The organism is Janthinobacterium sp. SUN206, assembly GCF_030587305.1.
GTDB lineage: Bacteria > Pseudomonadota > Gammaproteobacteria > Burkholderiales > Burkholderiaceae_D > Janthinobacterium > Janthinobacterium kumbetense.
In genome coordinates this window covers 789,483-811,760 of the sequence record NZ_JAPWIB010000001.1, presented here as the reverse complement: position 1 = coordinate 811,760, position 22,278 = coordinate 789,483, and the positions used below count along the sequence as shown (strand labels likewise).

The 22,278-nt window shown below is 62.9% G+C and carries 23 protein-coding genes; 11 read left to right on the top strand and 12 right to left on the bottom strand.

What is annotated here, in order from left to right; all coding sequences use genetic code 11:
• Nucleotides 1-12 precede the first annotated feature (12 nt).
• From tal to O3300_RS03435, 6 genes are all read right to left on the bottom strand, one after another.
• The gene (gene tal, locus O3300_RS03460; protein WP_305052048.1) at nt 13-963 is read right to left on the bottom strand and encodes a transaldolase; all 951 of its coding nucleotides are present in this window, start codon (nt 961-963) and stop codon (nt 13-15) included.
• Between the two features lie 2 nt (nt 964-965).
• Entirely contained in the window at nt 966-2,450 is a 1,485-nt protein-coding gene (xylB, locus tag O3300_RS03455; protein WP_369812281.1) for a xylulokinase, read from the bottom strand.
• A 32-nt stretch (nt 2,451-2,482) separates the two neighbouring features.
• Nucleotides 2,483-3,490, bottom strand: a complete 1,008-nt coding sequence (locus tag O3300_RS03450) for a LacI family DNA-binding transcriptional regulator (protein ID WP_305052046.1) — start codon at nt 3,488-3,490, stop codon at nt 2,483-2,485.
• A 209-nt stretch (nt 3,491-3,699) separates the two neighbouring features.
• Nucleotides 3,700-4,437 carry an NRDE family protein gene (locus O3300_RS03445; protein ID WP_070253757.1) on the bottom strand — a complete coding sequence of 246 codons (738 nt, stop codon included), beginning with the start codon at nt 4,435-4,437 and terminating at the stop codon, nt 3,700-3,702.
• The gene (locus tag O3300_RS03440) at nt 4,428-4,718 is read right to left on the bottom strand and encodes a DUF4936 family protein (RefSeq protein ID WP_289897836.1); all 291 of its coding nucleotides are present in this window, start codon (nt 4,716-4,718) and stop codon (nt 4,428-4,430) included. The genes O3300_RS03445 and O3300_RS03440 overlap by 10 nt, the downstream gene beginning before the upstream one ends.
• A 7-nt stretch (nt 4,719-4,725) precedes the next feature.
• Entirely contained in the window at nt 4,726-5,841 is a 1,116-nt protein-coding gene (locus O3300_RS03435) for a folate-binding protein YgfZ (RefSeq protein WP_305052045.1), read from the bottom strand.
• Nucleotides 5,842-6,017: 176 nt separating this feature from the next.
• On the opposite strand from O3300_RS03435, the gene mltG reads away from it, so the two are divergent.
• The 3 genes from mltG to O3300_RS03420 are packed head-to-tail and all read left to right on the top strand — an operon-like array spanning nt 6,018 to nt 8,711.
• Nucleotides 6,018-7,004 (top strand): endolytic transglycosylase MltG, encoded by a 987-nt coding sequence (gene mltG / locus O3300_RS03430; protein ID WP_305052044.1) that lies wholly within the window; start codon nt 6,018-6,020, stop codon nt 7,002-7,004.
• A 21-nt stretch (nt 7,005-7,025) separates the two neighbouring features.
• Entirely contained in the window at nt 7,026-7,667 is a 642-nt protein-coding gene (gene tmk, locus O3300_RS03425; RefSeq protein WP_289897839.1) for a dTMP kinase, read from the top strand.
• Nucleotides 7,668-7,682: 15 nt separating this feature from the next.
• Nucleotides 7,683-8,711 carry a DNA polymerase III subunit delta' gene (locus tag O3300_RS03420; RefSeq protein WP_305052043.1) on the top strand — a complete coding sequence of 343 codons (1,029 nt, stop codon included), beginning with the start codon at nt 7,683-7,685 and terminating at the stop codon, nt 8,709-8,711.
• A gap of 63 nt (nt 8,712-8,774) precedes the next feature.
• Here the strand turns inward: O3300_RS03420 and O3300_RS03415 are convergent, their stop codons facing one another.
• On the bottom strand, nt 8,775-9,128 hold the full coding sequence (locus tag O3300_RS03415; protein WP_305052042.1) for a hypothetical protein: 354 nt from the start codon (nt 9,126-9,128) through the stop codon (nt 8,775-8,777).
• A 209-nt stretch (nt 9,129-9,337) separates the two neighbouring features.
• Here O3300_RS03415 and O3300_RS03410 point away from each other — a divergent pair, with 209 nt between their 5' ends.
• From O3300_RS03410 to O3300_RS03385, 6 genes are all read left to right on the top strand, one after another.
• On the top strand, nt 9,338-9,724 hold the full coding sequence (locus O3300_RS03410) for a VOC family protein (protein WP_305052041.1): 387 nt from the start codon (nt 9,338-9,340) through the stop codon (nt 9,722-9,724).
• An 86-nt stretch (nt 9,725-9,810) separates the two neighbouring features.
• The gene (locus tag O3300_RS03405) at nt 9,811-10,590 is read left to right on the top strand and encodes a TatD family hydrolase (protein WP_077404693.1); all 780 of its coding nucleotides are present in this window, start codon (nt 9,811-9,813) and stop codon (nt 10,588-10,590) included.
• Between the two features lie 16 nt (nt 10,591-10,606).
• Nucleotides 10,607-11,257, top strand: coding sequence for an ankyrin repeat domain-containing protein (locus O3300_RS03400; protein ID WP_305052040.1), 651 nt, complete (start codon nt 10,607-10,609; stop codon nt 11,255-11,257).
• A gap of 256 nt (nt 11,258-11,513) precedes the next feature.
• Nucleotides 11,514-12,437 (top strand): methyltransferase domain-containing protein, encoded by a 924-nt coding sequence (locus O3300_RS03395; RefSeq protein ID WP_305052039.1) that lies wholly within the window; start codon nt 11,514-11,516, stop codon nt 12,435-12,437.
• 100 nt (nt 12,438-12,537) lie between these two features.
• Entirely contained in the window at nt 12,538-12,786 is a 249-nt protein-coding gene (locus tag O3300_RS03390; protein ID WP_092708370.1) for a hypothetical protein, read from the top strand.
• Between the two features lie 152 nt (nt 12,787-12,938).
• Complete coding sequence (locus O3300_RS03385) at nt 12,939-13,136, top strand: hypothetical protein (RefSeq protein ID WP_305052038.1); 198 nt, start codon at nt 12,939-12,941, stop codon at nt 13,134-13,136.
• Nucleotides 13,137-13,196: 60 nt separating this feature from the next.
• Here O3300_RS03385 and O3300_RS03380 read toward each other — a convergent pair whose 3' ends face one another.
• Nucleotides 13,197-14,315, bottom strand: a complete 1,119-nt coding sequence (locus O3300_RS03380; RefSeq protein ID WP_251348638.1) for a phospholipase A — start codon at nt 14,313-14,315, stop codon at nt 13,197-13,199.
• Nucleotides 14,316-14,599: 284 nt separating this feature from the next.
• Here O3300_RS03380 and fusA point away from each other — a divergent pair, with 284 nt between their 5' ends.
• Complete coding sequence (fusA, locus tag O3300_RS03375; RefSeq protein ID WP_289904905.1) at nt 14,600-16,708, top strand: elongation factor G; 2,109 nt, start codon at nt 14,600-14,602, stop codon at nt 16,706-16,708.
• A gap of 3 nt (nt 16,709-16,711) precedes the next feature.
• Here fusA and O3300_RS03370 read toward each other — a convergent pair whose 3' ends face one another.
• From O3300_RS03370 to O3300_RS03355, 4 genes are read right to left on the bottom strand one after another with little or no spacing between them, the layout of a single operon-like run.
• A complete protein-coding gene (locus tag O3300_RS03370) occupies nt 16,712-17,881 on the bottom strand; it encodes an HlyD family efflux transporter periplasmic adaptor subunit (protein WP_305052037.1) in 1,170 nt (389 codons plus the stop codon).
• A 21-nt stretch (nt 17,882-17,902) separates the two neighbouring features.
• Nucleotides 17,903-19,372, bottom strand: a complete 1,470-nt coding sequence (locus O3300_RS03365; RefSeq protein ID WP_305052036.1) for an efflux transporter outer membrane subunit — start codon at nt 19,370-19,372, stop codon at nt 17,903-17,905.
• Nucleotides 19,373-19,377: 5 nt separating this feature from the next.
• Nucleotides 19,378-20,952, bottom strand: coding sequence for a DHA2 family efflux MFS transporter permease subunit (locus O3300_RS03360; protein ID WP_305052035.1), 1,575 nt, complete (start codon nt 20,950-20,952; stop codon nt 19,378-19,380).
• Nucleotides 20,949-21,383, bottom strand: a complete 435-nt coding sequence (locus O3300_RS03355) for a MarR family winged helix-turn-helix transcriptional regulator (RefSeq protein WP_305052034.1) — start codon at nt 21,381-21,383, stop codon at nt 20,949-20,951. Before O3300_RS03355 ends, O3300_RS03360 begins: the two co-directional genes overlap by 4 nt.
• 130 nt (nt 21,384-21,513) lie before the next feature.
• Here O3300_RS03355 and O3300_RS03350 point away from each other — a divergent pair, with 130 nt between their 5' ends.
• Nucleotides 21,514-22,044, top strand: coding sequence for an SRPBCC domain-containing protein (locus tag O3300_RS03350; RefSeq protein WP_305052033.1), 531 nt, complete (start codon nt 21,514-21,516; stop codon nt 22,042-22,044).
• Nucleotides 22,045-22,278: the final 234 nt, after the last annotated feature.

Genomic DNA, 22,278 nt, shown 5'->3' with positions numbered 1-22,278 from the left:
CTGGGTGAAAACTTAGCGAGTGCGCAATTTCTCGATCATGGCGTCCAGCTTGCCCGCATCGACGGCGAAGCCGCGGATGCCTTCGGCCAGCTTTTCGGTCGCCATCGCGTCGTCGTTCAAGGCATAGCGGAAAGCGGCTTCGTCATACGTGACGGCCGGCTGCGCCGCGCCCAGGTCGCCACCCAGCGCGCGCTCGAACGGCGCATCCGCCGCTTCCAGCTTGGCCAGCAAGTCCGGGCTGATGGTCAGCAAGTCGCAACCGGACAGGGCCGTGATCTGGCCCACGTTGCGGAAGCTGGCGCCCATCACCTGGGTGGCGATGCCGTGTTGTTTGTAGTAGTTGAAGATGCGCGTGACCGATTGCACGCCCGGATCGTTGGACAGGCTGCGCGCCGCTTCGTCCCATGCCGCACCCTGCGACTTCTTGTGCCAGTCGTAGATGCGGCCGACAAACGGCGAAATCAGGCGCACGTTCGCATCGGCGCAGGCGACGGCCTGGCAAAACGCGAACAGCAGGGTCAGGTTGCAAAAGATGCCATCTTTTTCCAGCTCGTGCGCGGCCTGGATGCCTTCCCAAGTGGCGGCGACCTTGATCAGCACGCGTTCGCGGGCCACGCCGGCTTGCTCGTACAGGGCGATCAGGCGGCGACCGCGGGCGACGGTAGCGTCGCGGTCAAAGCTTAAACGGGCGTCGACTTCCGTCGAGACGCGGCCCGGCACGACTTTCAGGATTTCCAGGCCGAAGCGCACCAGCACCTGATCGACGATATCGTCCAGGCTGGCGGATTGATGCGCGGCGACCGTGCTTTCCAGCAAGGGCGCGTAATCGGGCTGCAGCACGGCCTTCAAGATCAGCGACGGGTTGGTGGTTGCGTCTTGCGGCGCGAAGCGCGCCAGTTGCAGGAAGTCGCCCGTGTCGGCGACGACGGTGCTGTGTTGCTTCAATTGTTGCAGCTGATTCATTACTATTCCTTATCACTGAGTTGGTGCAAGGCTTGCACGGCGGGAAACAGGCTACGGTAGCGGCCGTAGCGGATGCTCAAGGCGGCGCTGTGCGCGGCATCGGGCAGGAAAGTGTTTTTGATGGGCAAGCCGGTGGACAGCAGCTGGCGCTGGCCGATGGCGGCAAAGCCCAGCTTGGCCGCGCCCAGGCTGGCCGACAGTTCGCTGTTGTGCAGGGTGCGCATTTCGCGTCCCAGCACATTGGCCAGCAATTGCGCCCAGTACTGGCTGCGCGCGCCGCCACCCACCAGCATGCAGTGGGGAACGACGGCGCCCGTCGACGTGACGGCCGCCATGGCGTCGCGCAAGGCAAAGGCCACGCCCTCGAGCACGGCGTAACCGAGCTGCGCCGGCGTGCTGTCGTGGCCCAGTTGCAAAAAGGCGCCGCGCACTTGCGGGTCGTTATGCGGCGTGCGCTCGCCCGACAGATACGGCAGGAACAGGGGCGCGGACGGGGCGATGGTGGCGTCCAGCGGCAAACCCGCTTCCACCAGCGCCAGCAGGGCCGCTTCGTCGGGCTGGCCCAGCACGCCGGTGGCCCAGCGCAAACAGCTGGCGCCGGACAAGATCGCGCCCATCGCATACCAGCGGCCGGGCAAGGCGTGGCAAAAGCTGTGCACGCCGCCGGCCGGGTTGCCCAGGGGCGTTTCGGTCACGGACACGATGGCGGCGCTGGTGCCCAGCGAGATAAAACTGTCGCCGCCGTTGACGGCGCCGATGCCCACGGCCGAGACGGGATTGTCGCCGCCGCCGCCCGCCACCACCACATCCGCCGGCAAGCCCAGCTGGTCGGCGATGGACGCCAGCACGGTACCGGTGGCGGCGTCGCCTTCAGCCAGGGCCGGCATCTGCTCCGGCGTCAGGCCGCAGGCGGCCAGCATGGGTGCGAACCAGGCGCGTCGGGCCTCGTCCAGCCACAGGGTGCCGGCCGCGTCGGACATGTCCGTGAGTTTGATCCCCGTCAATTGCAGGCGCAGATAGTCTTTCGGCGACAGCAGGCAGGCGATGGCGGCGAAGGCGTCGGGCTCGTGCGTTTGCAGCCACAGCAGTTTCGGCGCCGTCAAGCCCGCCATGGGCAGGCTGCCCGTCACATCCGCATACGCGGGATAGTCGCGCGCCAGGGTCGCGGCCTCGGCTTCGGCGCGCGCATCGTTCCACAGGATGGCGGGACGGATGACTTCATCGTTGGCGTCGAGCAGCACGGCGCCGTGCATCTGGCCCGACAGGCCGATGCAGGCGATCTGTGCATAGTCCTGCGGCCAGCCGGCGCGCAGCTGGGCCAGCGCCTGGATGCAGGCGGCCCACCAGTCCTGCGGCGCTTGTTCGGACCAGCCTGCTTGCGGGCGGCTGGTATCGATGCGCACGGACGCCTGGCCGCGCACGCTGCCTGCGCTGTCCATCAGCACGGTTTTCAGTTCGGAGGTACCGAGGTCGATACCGAGGGAAATCGCTGGATGCATGGTGTGTCTATATGTAAAGGTCAGGGGCAGCCGCAGGAGTTGCGTACGCGCAAGGTTGGCGACAGGCGCTGCACGTGCTGGGCGCGGCCCGGATTGGCGATGCGGTCGATCAACAGGTCGACGGCCATGGCGCCCAGCTCTTCGAGCGGCTGCGCCATCACGGTCAGGCGGGGGCTGAAATAATCGGCCCAGTCGAAATCATCGAAGCCGGCCAGCGCGACGTCTTGAGGTACCGCAATGTACGCGTCGCGCAAGGCATGCATGGTGCCGATGGTCATCAGGTTATTGCCGGCGACGATGGCCGTGGGACGCTGTGCGGCGGGCAGGGCCAGCAATTCGCGCGTGGCCGCGCCGCTGCGCTCCAGGTTGGAGTCGCCCGAGCGCAGCAGCTCGGGATCAAAGGCGATATCGGCGCGCTGCAAGGCCAGCCGGTAGCCGTCGATGCGCTCGTCCGTCGTGGACAGGCCGGGCGCACCCGCGATGAAGCCGATGCGGCGGTGGCCGTGGACCGTGATCAGGTGGCTGACCAGCTCGGCCGTGGCGTGTGTGTTTTCCACGCCCACCTGGTCGAAGGGCTGGGGCGACATGCGGTCGACCAGCACGGAAGCGATCTTGTTGCTATTTAAATAGTCGAGGGCGCGGTTGTGCGGATCGCCGGACGGCGCCAGCACGATGCCGTCGACGCGGCGCTGGTGCAAGTTCTGTACCACTTTCAACTCCTGTTCGGGGTCGTCATGCGTATCGGAAAACAGCATCATCAAGCCATGGCGCGTGCAAGCCGCTTCGATGGCGCGCACGGTTTCGCTGAAGTAATGATTGGTGAAGGCGGAAATGGCCACGCCGATGGTGCCCGACGAGGAGCCGGCCAGCGCGCGCGCCAGCATGTTCGGCACATAGCCGATCTGCTGCATGGCTGCGTTGACGGCGGCGACGGTTTTCGGGCTGACCTTGCGGGTGCCGTTGACTACGTGAGAGACGGTCGACAGCGATACGTCCGCCGCCCGCGCTACATCTTCCATGGTGGCCATGGTGTCTCCTGAGGTTTTTTTTATTATTGTGTACTGCGATTGGGTACGGCTGTGTCGCCGCGATTGAAGCTATCGTAAACAAAAGAAAGCGCTTGCGCAAGCGCTTTCTTTTTTTGCGCGAACGATATTTTGCCAAGGCAAGCAAGCCGCGCGGGAGGGAATGGATGAGGGAAACAGGGCGGAGCCGGACGGTGCCGGCCCCGCTGCAATTACTGAATCACCAGCTCGTGCAATTCGCCGGGAGAGTCCGGGAACAGTTTCACGACGGTGGACGTGCGCGTGCCGTAGCCCGGCGTTTCGATGCAGACGGCGGACAGCACGCGCTCGAGGTCGAGCGGCACGCCCGTGTCCGGCAAGCGGAAGTCGGGCGCGCGCGTGGTGTCGGCGAGCATGTCGAAGTACGCTTCGTCGGGCGCGCCCTGGCACAGCAGACTGGCGAACTGGGCCTTGGTTTTCAGCACCTTCGGCCACGGCGCGTCGAGCAGGGCGTTCGACAGGCCGTAGATGCCCGGTTCCAAGGGCTGGCCATTGCGCGCATCGCCGTCGCCCCGGTTGGAAAACCAGATCAGGGTATCCGCGTCGCCCAGCACCAGGTTGAAACCGTTGTAGGCTGTGCAGCCGGGACGGATTTGCGCGATGTAATCCTGTGGCGACATGTCGCCAGCCAGATAGTCGGCCACCAGGGCGCCGCGCGAGGGGGCGTCCGGGTTGCGGTCTTGCGGGCTGCGGATATTCGTGATGGCGGCAAAGCGCGAGCTGCCGCTGCCGGCCTGGGTGATGCCCATCCAGCTGCCGCCCGCCTGCAAGTCGCGGCCCGCATACACTTGCGGGTGCTCGGGCCAGGCGCCGGCGGGGGCGCTGGCGCGTTCATAGAATTCGTCGCGGTTGGCGGCGGCAATCAGCGGGATGTGCGGATTGACTTTCCAGGCAAAAACGATCAGGCACATGGGGGCAAATCCATGAACACTTCCGTATGCCGCGCGCCAGCCGTCAGGGACAGCAAGCCCGCTTCTTCGGCCACGCTGGCCAGCAGTTCCGTAAAGCCTTCGCCGACGACGGGGTAGATTTCCATCCACGTCTGCAAGCCGTCCTTGGCTTCCGGACGGCGCTTCAGTTGCGGCGCCACGCCGGAAGCGGCCGCCAGCTTGCCTTGCAGGGCGCGGACCCGCGCTTCCAGCGCCTGGGCGTGCTCTTCTTTTACCTGATAGTAAACGTACAGATCTTTCATGGCATTCTCACAAGTCGAGTGCGTCGAGCACGTAAGGCATGGACAGGAACTGCACGGCGGCGCCCTGGGCCGAGCCGTAGCGCACGGCGCCGGCGGCGCTTGAACCTTCTTCGATCGCCCCCAGCTTCATTTCGACGAGGGCGTCGATGCCGCCGTCGCCGTTGGGCGCCGCGTTGACGACCATGCCGCAAGGCTGCTCGGGGTCGCTGACGGCAAATAGTTCGCCACCGGCGGCGACGCTTGCGTCAGCGATGCTGACGAGGGTGGTGCGGCGCTTGAGCTTGCCCAGATACTGGCTGCGCGCGACGATTTCCTGGCCCGGGTAGCAGCCTTTCTTGAAATTGACGCCGCCCAGCAGCTCGAAATTGACCATTTGCGGCACGAATTGCTCTTGCGTGGCGGCCGTGATCTGCGGGATGCCGGCGTGGATGTCCGACAAATGCCAGGCGTCATTGCCGCCCTTGGCCAGCTGCGTCGTCAATGGCGTCCACGCGTCGCGCGCCGTGGCGGCCGACGTCAGCCATTCATAGCGGGGGCTGCCGAAGGCGTCGGCCACGCGCAGCAGGGTGCCGGACGCGTGTTCGACCTTGCTGAACGGCGTGGCGGGCAGGACGGGGAACCAGGCGGACAGGGCCGCGTTGGCGTGCTTGCCGCCCAGGCCCAGCACGACCTGGTTCGCTTCGTCGCCGGAGGCATCGTGCAGCTTGGCCTTGGCGCGCAGCACGAACATCTGCAGCCGCTTCTGGATGGCTGGCTGTATGGCGCGCGGCAATTGCAGATAAATGGTGGTGGCGTTGCGCCACATCAGGAAACTGGCCAGCATCCGGCCTTTCGGCGTGCAGTAGCCGGCCAGGCGCACTTGCTCCGGGCTCAGGTGTTCCACGTCGTTGGTCAGCTGGCCGTGCAGGAAACTGGCTGCCTCGTCGCCGTTCAAGCCGATCAAGCCCTGGTCCGTGATGGCCGCGACAAAACCTTCTTGCAGTTGGGGCACTGTCAGGGACTGGCCGAAGTCGGCGATAGGGGGGGCGGCGATGGGGGCGGTGCTGTCAGGCGCGCCATCGGTGGCAACGGGGCGGGCGCCTTGTGCGGTTAAAAATTGATTCCAGTTATTCATAATTTCCATTAGATCAGCGATTAAGCATTATCATTACGGGTTCATTATAGTGATGTCGGGCAGATTGCGTCGGCAGCGGCAAGATTGCCAGTGTTGGCGCCGCTTTGCGCGCACTTGCTTCACAAATGAACGATCATAACAAGCGGACGTTGGCCATCAGCGCCCGCATCACAAGAATCGGAACAATGGCTTTCTTTAAAAAACTTGTAGTCAGCTCGGTCATCGCCGCCATCGGCGTCGGTGGTACTTTTGTGTACTGGGCGCAGCAGCCCATCACCACGGACGGCGACGCGATTCCGTTTACGATCGCGCCGGGCAGCGGCGCGCATGCGGCCGGCCAGCAGATCGCGGACGCGGGCGTGCCCATCGTGCCCATCCTGTTCAACATGCTGGCGCGCATCGAAGGCAAGACCTCGAAGATCAAGGCCGGTTCCTACGAATTGAAACCGGGCACCACGCCGCAGCGTTTGATCACGCAACTGGCGCGCGGCGAGTTCGCGCAAGAATCGCTGACCATCATCGAAGGCTGGACTTTCAAGCAGATGCGTATGGCCATGGCCAACCATGCCGGTCTCAAGCACGATACCGTGGGCCTGTCCGACAAGGAACTGATGGCGAAAATCAGCCCGGAATATGTGTTGCCGGAAGGCTTGTTCTTCCCGGATACGTATCTGTTCGCCAAGGGCGCCAGCGAAATGCAGATTTTCAGGCAGGCGCACGCGGCCATGATCGGCCGCCTGTCCGAAGCGTGGGACAAGCGCGATCCGGCCTTGCCGTATAAAAACCCGTACGAGGCACTGATCATGGCCTCCATCGTGGAAAAGGAAACGGGACAAAAGTCCGAGCGCGCCATGATCGCCGGCGTGTTCGTCAACCGCCTGAAAACAGGCATGCTGCTGCAGACGGACCCGACCGTGATCTATGGCATGGGCGACAACTACCAGGGCAAGATCCGCAAACGCGACCTGGAAGCGGACACCCCGTACAATACCTATACGCGCGGCGGCTTGCCGCCCACGCCGATCGCCCTGGCTGGCGCGCAATCGCTGACGGCGGCGCTGGCGCCGGCCCGCACGCAGGCGCTGTATTTCGTCGCGCGCGGCGACGGCACCAGCCAGTTCTCGGCCAACTTGCCCGACCATAACCGCGCCGTGAATCAATACCAGCGTTAATTATTTCAAACTAGAAGCTTCATGACACCACACTATCAACCCCGTTTCATCACCTTCGAAGGCATCGATGGCGCGGGCAAGTCGACGCATATCGGCTTTGTCACCGACTACCTGCAGCAGCGGGGCGTGACCCTCGTCTCGTCGCGCGAACCGGGCGGTACCAGCTTGGGCGAAAAGCTGCGAGAACTGCTGCTGCATGAAAAGATGCACCTGGAAACGGAAGCCTTGCTGATGTTCGCCAGCCGCCGCGAACACATCGCGCAAGTCATCGCCCCCGCGCTGGAGCGCGGCGAATGGGTCATTTCCGACCGGTTCAGCGATGCCAGCTTCGCCTACCAGGGCGGCGGGCGCGGCATGGATTTGCGCAAGATGGAGCAACTGGAAGCGTGGGTGCACCCGCACCTGCAGCCGGACCTGACGTTCCTGTTCGACGTGCCGCTGGCCGTCGCCCGTGCCCGCCTGGACGCCACGCGTGCGCTGGACAAGTTCGAGCAGGAGCGATCGGACTTCTTCGCCGCCACGCGCAACGAGTATCTGCGCCGCGCGGCCCAGTTCCCGCAGCGTTTCCGCATCATCGATTCCACGCAAAGCATTGCCGATATTCAAGTACAACTGGCGCAGCTGCTTGACGTGTTACTTGAGAAAAGCATCGCAACGTGTTGATTTGCAAAGAATAAAATGACGATTTCTCTCTATCCGTGGCAACAGGACGCCTGGCAGCAATTGCAAGCCTTGCGCCCGCGCATGCCGCACGCCATCCTGTTCCATGGCGCCCAGGGCATCGGCAAGGCCGACTTCATCGAGCATTTCGCGCAAGCATTGCTGTGCGAAGACGTGCGCGCCGACGGCCATGCCTGCGGCGCCTGCGCCTCGTGCGGCTGGTTTAGCCAGGGCAACCATCCCGATTACCGCCGGGTCCGTCCGGAAGCGCTGGAAGACGACGTGGCGGACGATGGCGAAGAGGGCGAAGGCGCGAAGAAAAGCGCCAAGACCAAGACGCCGTCGAAAGACATCAAGATCGAGCAGATCCGCAACCTGGCCGACTTCATGAACATTTCCACGCACCGCCAAGGCTTGCGCGTGGTGGTGCTGTACCCGGCCGAGGCGCTGAACACGCCCGCCTCGAATGCCTTGCTGAAGACGCTGGAAGAGCCGCCGCCGGGCACCCTGTTCCTGTTGGCATCGAACAGCCTGGACCGCCTGCTGCCGACGATATTGTCGCGCTGCAGGAAATTTGCCTTGCCGATGCCCAGCCACGAGCAAGCCTTGACGTGGCTCAAGCAACAAGGCTTGAACGATGCGGACAGTTGGCTGCGCGAGCAGGGCGGCGCGCCGCTGGCCGCACTGGCCCAGTCCGAATCGGGTGGCCGCGAAGAGACGGAACAATTGTTGCAAGTCTTGGCCAATCCTGGCGTGGAAGCGGCCCTGAAAGCGGCCGATAAATTGCAGAAAGCGCCGCTGGCGCCGCTGGTCGCTTCCTTGCAGCGCTGGCTGTACGACGTGTTTTCAGTCAAGCTGTCCGGCACCATTCGCTACTACCCGCGCCACCGGCGCGAACTGGAAGCGTTGGCGGGACGCATCAACGTGAGCCGTTTGATGGCCGCCATCAAGGCCGCCAACGAACGCCGGGCGATTGCCGAGCATCCGCTGTCGCCCAAGCTGTTCCTGGAAGACATGCTGCTCGACTACGCATCCAGTTGCCAATAAAATCAAACACTTGCGCTGCCAAGTTAATCCGGATTGTGCGTTTTTTTGCCGGTTTGGAATGACTTAGCCGCAGGTGCGCGTGCAACTGCGGTACTGCACTTCGCACGCTTGCTGGCGCTCGGCGCGCCGGGCGCGGAAGGCTTCGGCCTCGGTCGGGCGCAACTGCTGCGACTGGGCGCCGGCTTCTTTGCCAGCGGCAACGTAGGGATTGCTGCTCGGCTTCATCAACAGCATGGGGCTGGTATCGTTTTCCGTGGCGCCTTGCGCTTGTGCGCGGCAATCCTGGCGCGCCGAGGCGCAGACGGGATGGCACAGTCCGGCATCGGGGATGGCCTTCGGCGCATCGCGCTTGTCTTGCGCATGCGCTGTCAGGGCCAGGCTGGCCAACAGTATCAAAGGGCCGGCAACTTTCAGCATGAACACTCTCCACGGTTCCGCGCGCAACCCCATGGTTGCACTTCGGCAAGCCACTATACATCTTGATAATATTTTTGCCTAGCCTAGCCTAGCCATGCCAGTCAAGGCTGGCCACTTCCCCCGCCAGGTCCGTTTGCCATGCCGGGAACGCGGTGTTACAGTCAGTCATCCTTGCAAACCACGCGGCAGCGCCGCACCGGAGGCGTCAAATGAAACGAGTCACTGGCATCGGCGGCATCTTTTTCCACGCGCAAGACCCGGCCGCGCTGCGCGCCTGGTACCAGCGCCACCTGGGCCTGGACGTGCAGCCTTGGGGCGGCGCCGCCTTCACCTGGACGGACGCCGACGGCAAACCCAGTGCCGGCACCACCATCTGGTCCGTCGCGGCCAAGGATAGCGAGCAATTCGCCCCCGGCAAGGCCTCCTTCATGATCAACTACCGCGTCGACGACCTCGACGCGCTGCTGCAAGCCTTGCGCGACGAAGGTTGCAACGTGCTGGAAAAGGCGCCCGATTCCGAATATGGCCAGTTCGGCTGGGTCATCGATCCCGAAGGCAATAAGGTGGAGCTGTGGCAGCCGCCGGAGGGGCAGTAGGCGAACCACGCGGGAGCAGTCGGCGGCAGCACGGATTTGCGTCTTCCCCCTGCCAGTTTTCCCGTGCTCCGGTACAATCCCGCCTTATGTATATCGATTCCCATTGCCATATCAATTTCCCCGAGCTGGCTGCTCGCATGCCCGAGATCCTGGCCAAGATGGCCGAGAACAAGGTGACCCATGCCTTGTGCGTGTCCGTCGACTTGCCGGACTTTCCACAGGTGCTGGCCCTGGCCGAGCAGTATCCGCATATCTTTGCTTCCGTCGGCGTGCATCCCGATTACGAGGACACGCCTGAACCGTCCGTGGAAGACCTGGTCCGTCTGGCCGATCATCCGAAGATCATCGCCATCGGCGAGACGGGCCTCGACTATTTCCGTTTGACGGGCGACCTGGAGTGGCAGCGCGAGCGTTTCCGCACTCACATCAAAGCTTCAAGAATCACGCGCAAGCCCTTGATTATTCACACAAGAGCGGCTAGCGAAGACACCATACGCATCATGCGCGAAGAGGGTGCGGGCGTGTCGGACGGCGGCGTGGCCGGCGTCATGCATTGCTTTACGGAATCCCTGGAAGTGGCGCGCGCGGCCATCGACATGGGCTTCTATATTTCCTTTTCCGGCATCGTCACGTTCAAGAGCGCGAAAGACTTGCAGGCCGTGGCCCTGGAAGTGCCGCTCGAGCGCATCCTCATCGAGACGGATTCGCCGTATCTGGCGCCGGTGCCGTTCCGCGGCCGCATGAACGAGCCCGGCTATGTGGCCCACGTGGCGGAATACCTGTCGACCTTGAAAGGCATCCCCCTGGACCAGGTGGCGCGCCAGACGACGGATAATTTCTTCAAGTTATTCAATCAGTTGCCGTAACTTCTTAAGGTCAGACATGATGAAAAAACTCGCGTTGGCGATGCTGCTGTGCTGCACCACCGCCAGCCACGCGGCGCCGGAACCCGATGCTTTTTTCCGCGCCGTCTCCGTCAATAATGTCAGCGGCGTGCGCAGCATGCTGGCGGAAGGCATGAGTCCGAACCAGCCTGACGCGCAGCGGGGCGACATTCCCCTCGTGCTGGCCTTGCGCGACGATGCGGACCGGGTGTTCCAGGTATTGCTCGATGCGCCCGGCATCGACATCGAAGCCCGTTCGGCCAACGGCAACACGGCGCTGATGATGGCAGCCTACAAGCACAAGCTGGAAGCCGTGAACGCCTTGCTGGCCAAGGGCGCCAAGGTCAACCAGAGCGGCTGGACGGCGCTGCACTATGCGGCCTCGGCTGGCGACTTGCCCATCATGAAGATATTGCTCGACCGCGACGCCATGGTCGATGCGCGCGCCCCCGCGAATATCACGCCGCTGATGTTTGCCGCCCGCGAAGGCCAGGAAGGCGCCGTCAAGCTGCTGCTGTCCTGGGGCGCGGACGCCAGCCTGAAAAGCGACCATGGGTGGACGGCCGTGCAGTTCGCCCAGGCGGGCGACAAGCCCGGCGTGGTCGCCATCATCGAAGCGGCACAGAAGGCGCGTGCAGCCCGCAAGTAATGTTTTAATTTCAATACTTTCCATGCCAGCGCTGAAACTGGCATGGAATTGCCTCTCACCTCAGCCCTTTGTTCTCCCTGCCGATTAACGATAATGATTGTGTCGCATTAATCAGGAGATACCTCGCATGGGTCATCACATCACCGTCAGGCGCCGGCTGTATTGTCGCCGCCCCTCGCGCAGCCCGTGCGATATCACTGCTTTCTGGAATGACAAAACCGATCGGCCATCGGAGCCAGACTCCAAGAGGACAGACATGCTGAATGAACGAGAAATCGAGAGTTGTTACCTGGGGCAATTTATCCCCGTCCATTACCACCACAATATGTTGATGGACCAGAATCGCATGCACGGGTTCAAGTCGGCGATCGATTATGCGGTAAAACCCGGCATGAAGGTGCTGGAACTGGGCGGCGGCACGGGCGTGCTGTCGTGGTTTGCGGCCGCGCGCGCCGACAAGGTGTGGTGCGTGGAATTCAATCCGGACATGGTCAAGGAAGCGCGCAAGATGCTGGCGCTCAACCCCAACGGTGAAAAAGTCGAAGTCGTCCACGCGGACGCCTTCGAGTACCTGCCGCCGGAGCCCGTCGATGTGGTCATTTGCGAAATGATCCATGTCGGCATGCTGCGCGAAAAACAGGTGGAAGTGATCGAATCGTTCAAGCGCCGCTACCTGGCCCGTTTCGGCGGCCCGCTGCCCATCTTCCTGCCCGAAGCCGTCATCATGGCCGTGCAGCCGATGCAGCAGGAATACGATTTCGAGGGTTTTTATGCGCCCATCGTGCAATTCCAGGAAACCACGGCCATCCACCCTGGCGTACAGGAACTGGCGCCACCTTCCGTCTACAGCATCATCGACTTCAGCCAGCCGACGGACAGCGTGTTCGGCTTCGACGGCAAGTTTGTCGTCGAGCGCAGCGGCACCCTGAACGCCTTGCGTTTCGTCACCAAGAACATCCTGGCCGTCGTGCCCGAGCGTTCGACCACCATCGACTGGCTGAACCACTACATGTGCTTGCCGCTGTCCACGCCGATCGCCGTGAAGGCGGGCGACGTGCTGCAGGTGAGTTTCCAGTACCGTGCGGGCGGCTCGATTCCCTCGCTGGAAGCGTCGATCCGCGCGCAGGTGATCTACGATGTCAACTTGCAGCCGGTGACGCAGAGTGCCGTGTATGCGTAAGCATCATTAATGTAAAGGCAACGCCGCAGCGATTTCATCCTGCGGCGTTTGTCCATTCAGGGTATATTTCGTCTTTTACCCACTGGACAGCTTTACTATCATGGAACAGATCGATCAGCGTTACCTCGTGCAACAGAACAAAATCAGCGATGGCGAGACCAGGCCGCCCGTGTTTGCCAAGGTAATGCGCAGCAAGGAAGGCGTGTTTGAAGGCGTGTCCTTCATCAAGTCGAAGGACAAGGCCACCGTCATGACCATCGAAGATGCCAACCAGGCCATCAAATGGGCCACCAGCAAGAAGCCGAATGCGCATGAATACGTCACGAAAGTGATTTGCGTCGGTCAATAAGCCCCGTTCATTCCCGTTTTCGTACCGTTCATCCCCGCTGTACGCAGTTCATCGCATGGCCGTTGCCGCCGTCGCGGCGCTTTACTATAGTGCTTTCACGGTAGCGGGGCAAGCACGGCTTGCTCCGCACATTTCATTCTAGGGGGAACGCAATGCTGGGATTCGTGCTGTGGCTGCTGCTCTTGCTGGTGTGCTGGCCCCTGGCCTTGCTGGCTCTCGTGCTGTATCCGCTGGCCTGGCTGCTGTTGCTGCCATTCCGCTTGATCGGCATCGGCATGGAAGGCGTGTTCGAATTGCTGCGCGCCATCGTCATGCTGCCGGCCCGCGTGCTGGGCGGCGGGCGGCGTTGAGATTTACGTTTCCGCAATAAAAAATGGCGCCCTCGGCGCCATTTGTCGTTGAGGTGCCGCTTACAGGTCAACCATGAAGCCGGCGCCGATCGATTTCTGCGAATAGTTGTAGTCGATCAAGCTCTGGCCATAGCCGGAGAACAGCTGCAGATAGCCTTTCAGGTTGGCCTTCAAAGGGAAAGCCCAGCTTGCCTGCATGGAGCCATGCTTCTTGCTGAAATTGCGGCGCGCCGTCACGGCGTACTCGTGCCCCTTGTTGCGGTAGCTCACGCGCAAGTCGCCATGTCCCAGGTAATCGGTGATGTCGATATTGTCATTGTCGACCGCGCTATTGTCGAGGCGGTGCCAGACGCGCGCCGCGACGGCCAGGTTATCCTTCTCCATGCCCAGCTCGGCATACACGCGGTTCCAGCTGCGCGACAGGGTCGACGTCTGGCCGTTGGACTGGTGCACGAGGCCGAAGTTCAGGTAATTGAATTCGATGCCCGCGAAATTCTTGTTGATCGGCATGACCAGCATCAGTTCCGGCTGGTAATTGGTCTCGCGGAACGGACTCGACGCCTTGCGGTTGTATGCCTGCCAGAAACTTTGCTGCGTGTAGCCGAACCACATGTCGATGGGCGTGCCGGCGATGTCTTCCAGCAGCTTCATCTTGAAGCTCAGCTGGAACGTCAATTCCACGTGCTGGCTCTTGATGCCGGCTGGCGTGAAATCCTGGAACGGTTCGTCATTGGACGCGTCACTGTAATTGGCCAGCAACAGATAGGTGTCGCGGTGGGGGCGGAAATTGAACAGTCCCCGTTTCGAGGCGTCGTTCAGCTCCCAGGACTGTTGCGTGCGCGAAATCGGCGCTTCCGGCGGCGCCGCGCCAGCCTGCGCGATGGCCGGAATGGCGGCGTTGACGGCGTCCGGCGTGGCCACGCCAGGCGGGCTGACAAACGTGAGGGGGGCGACTTCGGCGGCTGCCGCCAGGGTGACCGCCGCCGTGGCGGGATCGCCGCCGGCGGCGATGGTGGCCTTTTCCGCCGCCTTGGCCAAGGTGTCGAAGCAACCGAGGCGGGCGCTGGCGTCACCGAGCACGGCGCAACGCTGCATTTGCTGTTCCAGTTCGCCGGCCATGGCCAGCGCCGGCGACGCCAGCAGGGAAGAGAGAATTATTTTTCTTAGTCGGATAGTCATAGGCTGAGTGGGGCATGTCGTTCGGTGCGCACCTGGGCTGCATGCCGGCGGCGTCGCCTTACACGATAAATTACCGTGCGTCTTGATCCTGATTAATCTTTATTAGATTAATACTTATGAAAGTATAGCGGATTACCTTGTTTTCCCCGTGCGGCTACCGTGCGCGCGGCCGACAGTGTTGTGCGCCTGGTAAACGGTTTGCCGCCGTGCCGCCCAAATCGATGTCTGCTACACTGGAAAACCGGTGCTGACACTGGCGCGCCGGGCTAGCCATGGAGATTGTGATGACCCGCAAAACACCTATCGAGCGCTACCGCAACATCGGCATCAGCGCCCATATCGACGCCGGCAAGACCACCACTACCGAGCGCATCCTGTTTTACACCGGGGTGAATCACAAGATCGGCGAAGTGCACAACGGCGCCGCCACCATGGACTGGATGGAGCAGGAGCAGGAACGGGGCATCACCATCACCTCGGCCGCCACCACGGCCTTCTGGAAAGGCATGGCCGGCAACTTCCCCGAACACCGCATCAACATCATCGATACGCCGGGCCACGTGGATTTCACGATCGAGGTCGAACGCTCGATGCGCGTGCTCGACGGCGCCGTGATGGTCTACGACGCCGTCGGCGGCGTGCAGCCGCAATCGGAAACCGTCTGGCGGCAAGCCAACAAATACCATGTGCCGCGCATCGCCTTCATCAACAAGATGGACCGGGTGGGGGCGGATTTCTTGCGCGTGCGCAAGCAGATCGCCGAGCGCCTGAAAGGCGTGGCCGTGCCCATCCAGCTGCCCATCGGCGCGGAAGAGCATTTCACGGGCGTCATCGACTTGCTGAAAATGCGCGCCATCACCTGGGATGACGCCAGCCAGGGCGTGCAGTTCAGCTATGGCGAAATTCCCGCCGAGCTGCTGGCCCAGGCGCAGGAATGGCACGAGCACCTGGTCGAGCAGGCGGCCGAAGCCACGCTGGAGATGACGGAACGCTACCTGAATGGCGATACGTTCACGGAAGCGGAGCTGAAGCAGGCCTTGCGCGCGCGCACCATCCGCAATGAAATCGTGCCCATGCTGTGCGGCAGCGCCTTCAAGAACAAGGGCGTGCAGGCGATGCTCGACGCCGTCATCGAATACCTGCCGTCACCGATGGAAGTGCCGCCCATCATGGGCCACGACGAGCACGACAACGAGGTGGAGCGCCACCCGACGGACGACGAGCATTTCTCGGCCCTGGCCTTCAAGATCATGACGGACCCGTTCGTGGGGCAGCTGACCTTCTTCCGCGTGTATTCGGGCGTGGTGAATTCGGGCGACATGGTCTACAACCCCACCAAGAGCGCGCGCGAGCGGCTGGGGCGCATCCTGCAGATGCATGCGAACGAGCGCAAGGAAATCAAGGAAGTGTATGCGGGCGACATCGCCGCCGCCGTGGGCCTGAAAGCCGTCACCACGGGCGACACCCTGTGCGCCATCGACCACATCATCGTGCTGGAAAAGATGATTTTCCCGGAACCCGTGATTTCCCAGGCGGTCGAACCCAAGACCAAGCCTGACCAGGAAAAGATGGGCATCGCCCTGAACCGCCTGGCGCAGGAAGATCCGTCGTTCCGGGTGCATACGGACGAGGAATCGGGCCAGACCATCATGTCGGGCATGGGCGAGTTGCACCTGGAAATTCTGGTTGACCGCATGCGGCGCGAATTCGGCGTGGAAGCCAATGTCGGCAAGCCGCAAGTGGCGTACCGGGAAACCATCACGCGCGCGGTGGACGATATCGAGGGCAAGTTCGTCAAGCAATCGGGCGGACGGGGCCAGTACGGCCACGTGGTGCTCAAGCTGGAACCCTTGCCGCCAGGCACCGGTTATCAATTCGTCGACGCCATCAAGGGCGGCGTGGTGCCGCGCGAATTCATTCCGGCCGTCGACAAGGGCATCGTCGAAACCTTGAAGTCGGGCGTGCTGGCCGGCTATCCGGTCGTCGACGTCAAGGCGACGCTGACCTTCGGTTCCTACCACGACGTCGATTCGAACGAAAACGCGTTCCGCATGGCCGGCTCCATCGCCTTCAAGGATGGCATGCGCAAGGCCCATCCTGTGCTGCTGGAACCGATGATGCAGGTGGAGGCGGAAACGCCGGAAGAGTTCATGGGCAACGTCATGGGCGACTTGACGGCCCGGCGCGGCATGGTGCAGGGCGTCGACGACATTCCCGGCGGCGCGGGCCGCATCGTCAAGGCCCTGGTGCCGCTGGCCGAAATGTTCGGTTACTCGACAACCTTGCGTTCGCTGACCCAGGGCCGCGCCACCTACACGATGGAATTCAAGCACTATGCGGCCGTGCCCAAGCATATACTGGACCAGGTGGCGGCGGCGGGGAAGGCGAAGTAGGCGTCAGTGGCTTAAGTTCTGCGCAATGATGGCGTCCGCCATCTTCTCCGCCTCATCCACGGGCTGGCTCAGCGCCTGGGTCGTGTAGACCGTGCTGGCCACCATCGGCTGGTCCAGGGTGGCTCCTTCGCCATGGCTGGTATCGACCGTCACCGTGGTCGACAGGCCGATGCGCAGCGGGTGGGCGGCCAGTTCCTTCGGATCGAGCGTGATGCGCACGGGCACGCGCTGCACCACCTTGATCCAGTTGCCCGTGGCGTTTTGCGCCGGCAGCAGGGAAAACGCGCTGCCCGTGCCGGCCGACATGCCCAGCACCTTGCCGTGGTAGACCACCTTGCTGCCATACAAGTCTGTTTCGATGGTGGCCGCCTGACCCACACGGATATTGCGCAATTCGGACTCCTTGAAGTTCGCATCGACCCATAATTGGTCCAGCGGTACGATGGACATCAAGGGCGTGCCCGGCGTCACGTGCGTGCCCAGCTGCACGCTGCGCTTGGCCACATAGCCCGAAACGGGCGCGATCACGGCGTTGCGGCGCACGGCCAGCCACGCCTGCAGCACGTCGCCCCTGGCCGACAGCACGGCCGGATGGCTGGCCAGGCTGACGCCGGCAACGCCCGATTTGGCCGACTCGGCCTGGCGCTGCGCCACCGTCAAGGCTGCTTTCGCATCGTCGACGGCCTGTTTCGCATGGGCCAGGTCTTCGCCCGAGATGGTCTGGTCCGCCGCCAGCGGCGCGCGGCGGGCCAGGTTGCCCTGCGCCGTGGCCAGGGCCAGGCGGCGCTGCTCGATGACGGCATCGTACTGCGCCACGTTCGCATAGCGTTCGCGCTCCTGGCGCACGACGTTGCCCAAGCGTGCCTCGGCCTGGCTCAGGGCCAGTTCCGCATCGATGGCATTGAGGGTGATCAGCGGGGCGCCCGCTTTCACCATTTGCGTCTCGTCGGCGCGGATGGCGTCGACATTGCCCGTCACTTGCGCGGACAGGGTGACCAGGTTGCCGCCCACGTAGGCATTGTCCGTGACTTCTTCCCTGGACAGCACCAGTTGATAGTAGGCGGCCCAGGCCGCGCCAGCCACGAGGAAGGCGGCCGTGATGGCGATGAGGACGGTCTTGCGCTTGCCCGGGTTGTCGGTAGGTGCGGAGGTGGAGGTGGTATCGCTGCTCATGATGTGTTCCGTAATCGTTGGTTATTGTTTGGTGGTGACGGTGTCGGCGCTGGCGGCGAAATCGCTGCTGCCACGGTAGCCGCCGCCCAGGGCCACGGTCAGGTTGATTTCCGCGTCCTGGCGCTGGTTTTGCAGCTGCATACCCAGGTCCACCTGGCCGCGCACGGTCATTTCCGCATTCAGTTGCGTGGCGCGGTCGGCCAGACCTTGCTTGAGTCGCGCATTCGCATTGCGCAACTGCGCTTCGCTGGCGCGCAGGTTTTCCTGCTGCAGGCGCAGCTGGTTTTCCACGCCCTGCACCCTGGCGCCCGCCTGCGCCACGTCGCGCACGACATTGAAGACGTTCTGGTTGTAGTCGGCGATCAGTTCATTGCGTTCGCTGCGCGCGCCAGCCAGCTGCGCCTGCAGGCGGCCGCTGTCGAACAGGGGCAGCGACAGGGCCGGCCCGATGAACAGGGTGCGGCTGCCGGACTGCAGCAGCTTGCCCAGCTTTATCGCATCGAGGCCGAACGAGGCACCCAGGTCGATATCGGGGTAGAACGATGCCTGCGCCGCCTCGATCGTGCTCATGGCAGCCTGGACTCGCCAGCGGGCCGCCTGCAAGTCGGGCCGGCGCGCCAGCAATTCCATGCCCAGCTTGCCGGGCAGGGCGTGCGGCAGCGCCTGCGCCTCTTTCGGCTGCAGATTGGCCAGGGCCGAGGCATCCGCACCCAAGGATGTTCCCAACAGCGCGCGCAAGGCTTCCCGCTCCGTGACGACTTGCGTTTCCAGCAAGGCGATCTGCTGCTGCAGCAAGCTCAAACGCGTTTGCGCGGACAAATGGTCGTCGCTGACGCCCAGACCGTTGGCGATGCGCTTTTCCTTGTCGACCACCAACTGTTGTTGCAGCTTGACCAGCGCATGCAGGTTGTCCATGCGTGCCCAGCCATTTTGCATGCTGAAGTAGTGGCGGGCGATCTCGGCGGCCAGCATCTGTTCCGCCATCGCATACTCGGCGCGGCGCGCGTTGACTTCGCCCAGGCTGGCCGCGATCTGCGCCTTGTGCTTGCCCCACCAGTCGAGGTCGTAATGGGCTTGCACGCCCACGGTGGTTTCATTGTAGTAATTGCCGCCGATGGGGGCGGGCATCAGGCCATTGCCCGAATAGCGCTGGCGGCTGGCATTTGCGCCCAGGTCGATCCTGGGACCGCGCTGCGCATGCTGTGCGTCAAACGCGGACAGGGCCGAGCCGATGCGGGCATTCGCCACGTCCAGGTTCGGGCTGCTGGACAGGGCGTGTTCAATCAGCTGGTCCAGCTGGGCGTCCTGGAACTGGCGCCACCACAGCGCGGCGGGCCAGCCTTCGCTGGCCAGGTGGATGTCGGCCGCCATCTGTATCGTGGCCAGGTCTTGCTGCGGCAACTGCTGCGTGTCGGGCGGGATGCTGGCGCAGCCGGCCAGGGCCAAACTTAGCGCCAGGACGCTCAGGGAGAGTTTCATAGGTGTGTGCATGAGGGTTATTCCATGGCCGCGTGGTCGACCACGACGGGCGCATTCTTCTTCGGTGGTTTGATCAGGAGCAAGAGCGGCAGCACGAGGATGGTCAGCCACATCATCAGCCAGAAGTCGTCGAGGTAGGCGATCATCGATGCCTGCCGCGTGATTTCGCCATTCAGGGCCGCCATGCCGGAAGCCGTCCCCAAGTTGTAGACGCTGGCAATGGCGGGGTCATGCAGGGCCGGGTTGGCGATAGTGATGTGTTCCGTCAGGGATGCATGGGCGATCTGCGTATTGCGCACCAACAAGGTCTGCACGAGGGCAATGCCGATGCTGCTGCCGATATTGCGCACCAGGCTGTAGATGGCCGTGCCTTCCGCCCGCATCTGCGGCGACAGGGTGGCAAACGTGGCCGCGCTCAGGGGCACGAAGACGAGGCCCAGGCCGATGCCCTGGATGATGCCGTTCCACACGACCGTCTTCGGCACCAGGTCCAGGGTGAAATTGGCCATCTGCCACAGCGAGAACGCGGTAATCGAAAAGCCCACGCCCAGCAGGATGCGCGTATCGATCTTGCCCGTCAGCCTGCCGACGATCAGCATGGCCAGCATCGTTCCCAGGCCGCTGGGCGCCGTCACGAGGCCGGCGATGGCCGCCGGATAGTTCATCAAGCCTTGCAGCATTGACGGCGTCAGCGCGCGGGTGGCGAACAGCACCATGCCGACGATGAAGATGAACAGCAAGCCGCTCACATAGTTCGAGTTTTTCAGCAATCGATAGTCGAGGAAGGACTTGCCGGCCGGACGCAGGGCCGTATGGGCGATGAAGTAGCACAAGCTCATGGCCAGCACGATGGCTTCGATCCACGTTTCCGTGGAAGAAAACCAGTCGTTCTGCTCGCCACGGTCCAGCAGCATCTGCAGCGCGCCAATGGACAGGCTCAGGGTGGCAAAGCCGAACATGTCGAAGTTCATGCGGCGGTTCGGCGGGTCCTTGCGGATGTAGCGCCAGATGCCATAGAAAGCCATGGCGCCGATGGGGATGTTGATGAAGAAGACCCAGCGCCAGCTGTAGCTGTCCGTCAGCCAGCCGCCCAGGGTCGGTCCCAGGATGGGGCCGATCATCACGCCCATGCCCCAGATGGCCATGGCCGAGCCGTGTTTCTCGCGCGGATTGATGTCGAGCAAGACCGCCTGCGACAGGGGCACGAGGGCCGCGCCGAACACGCCCTGCAGCAAACGGGCGGCGACGATCTCGGAAAGGGTGCCGGACAGGCCGCACAGCACGGAAGCGAGCGTAAAACCGGCCACGGAAACGAGAAAGGTGTTTTTCTGGCCGAAGCGGTCGCACAGCCAGCCCGTCAGGGGCGTGGCGATGGCGGCGGCGACGATGAAGGAGGTGAGTACCCAGGTGATCTGGTCTTGCGAGGCGGACAGGCTGCCTTGCATGTGGGGCAGGGCGACGTTGGCGATGGTGCCGTCGAGCGCCTGGATGATGGTGGCGAGCATGATCGAAATCGTGATCATGCGCCGGTTCAGGCTGGGGTCTAGTGAAGCGGGCAGCGCCGGTGTGGCGCCGGCTGTGGCCGAACTCATGCGGATTTCTCCGTGGCCGCCTGCAATGCTTCCAGCAGTTCGGTGGCGGCCCGCAATTGATCGGGATCAATGCCCTGCAGCAGTTCCTTGCGGAAACCATCCGCTTCCTTGCGCACGGTGTCATACACCTGCATGCCCGCCTCGGTCAGCACGACGAGTTTCACGCGGCGGTCAGTTTCCGATGGCTGGCGCCGCACGAAGCCCGATTTCACGAGCCGGTCCAGCATCGACACCATGGTGGGGTTTTCCACGCCCAATTGATGGGCCAGTTCGCTTTGCGAAGGCGGCTGGGGCGACTTGGCGATCATGGCGATGCACATCCAGCTCGCTTGCCCCAGGTCCAGGTCTTTCAGGCGCCGGTCGATGGCATGGCGCCAGCCGCGCGCCGTCTTGTGGAGGGCGGCGGAAAAGCGCTCTTCGATAGAAGTCATAAGGTGAGTCGTCTAATGGTTAGGTATCTAACTAATATTTTAGCATGCTGGTTTGACAGGCGTACAGGCCTTCCCGTTTATCTGCGTCGCTGGTACATTAGTGCCAGACCATTACCCTGAGGAGACCGCCATGACCACCGCAGAACAGAAGCAGGACGGACAGCACCGCGACAGCAGCGACTTTGTCATCACGCAAACTTTCGACGCGCCGCGCGAACTGGTGTTCCAGTCGTGGGTGGAGCCGGAGCGCCTGGCCCAATGGTGGGGCCCCGTCGGCTTCGAATTGAGCGTGCTGGCGCTGGACTTGCAGCCGGGCGGCATTTTCCACTACGGCATGCGTGCCGACAATGGCTATGAGATGTGGGGCAAGTTCACCTACCAGGCGATCGAAGCGCCGGAAAAGATCGTGTCGATTTTGTCATTCGCCGACAAGCAGGGCAATGCGGTGCAGCATCCGGTCAGCGCCACCTGGCCTTTGGAGTCGTTCAATACCATGACGCTCACCGAAGAGAATGGCAAGACGACGATGACCTTGCGGTCGACGCCGCACAAGGCGACGGATGAGCAGCATGAGACTTTCAAGCAGGGGTTTGAGTCGATGAAGGAGGGGTTCAAGGCGACGTTCGGCCAGCTGGCGCAGTACCTGGCGCGGGTTCAGTAATATTTAAGAACGGCGGGCCAGAGCCGCGGGCCTGAGAAAATGGCCATGGCTGCGTTGCTTGGGCTCGCCGTACATGCGTACTGTCTTCGCCCGCGCGCCTTGCCCTGGCCATTTTTCAGGCCCGCTGGGCCCGGGGAGCCTTGGTTGGCAGCGGTGGCCTACTCGGCTTGATCTTGTGCTCGTGGGTGCTGATGAGCGTTTACACCAAAGCGGTCTGGCGGGAATAACTGGAAG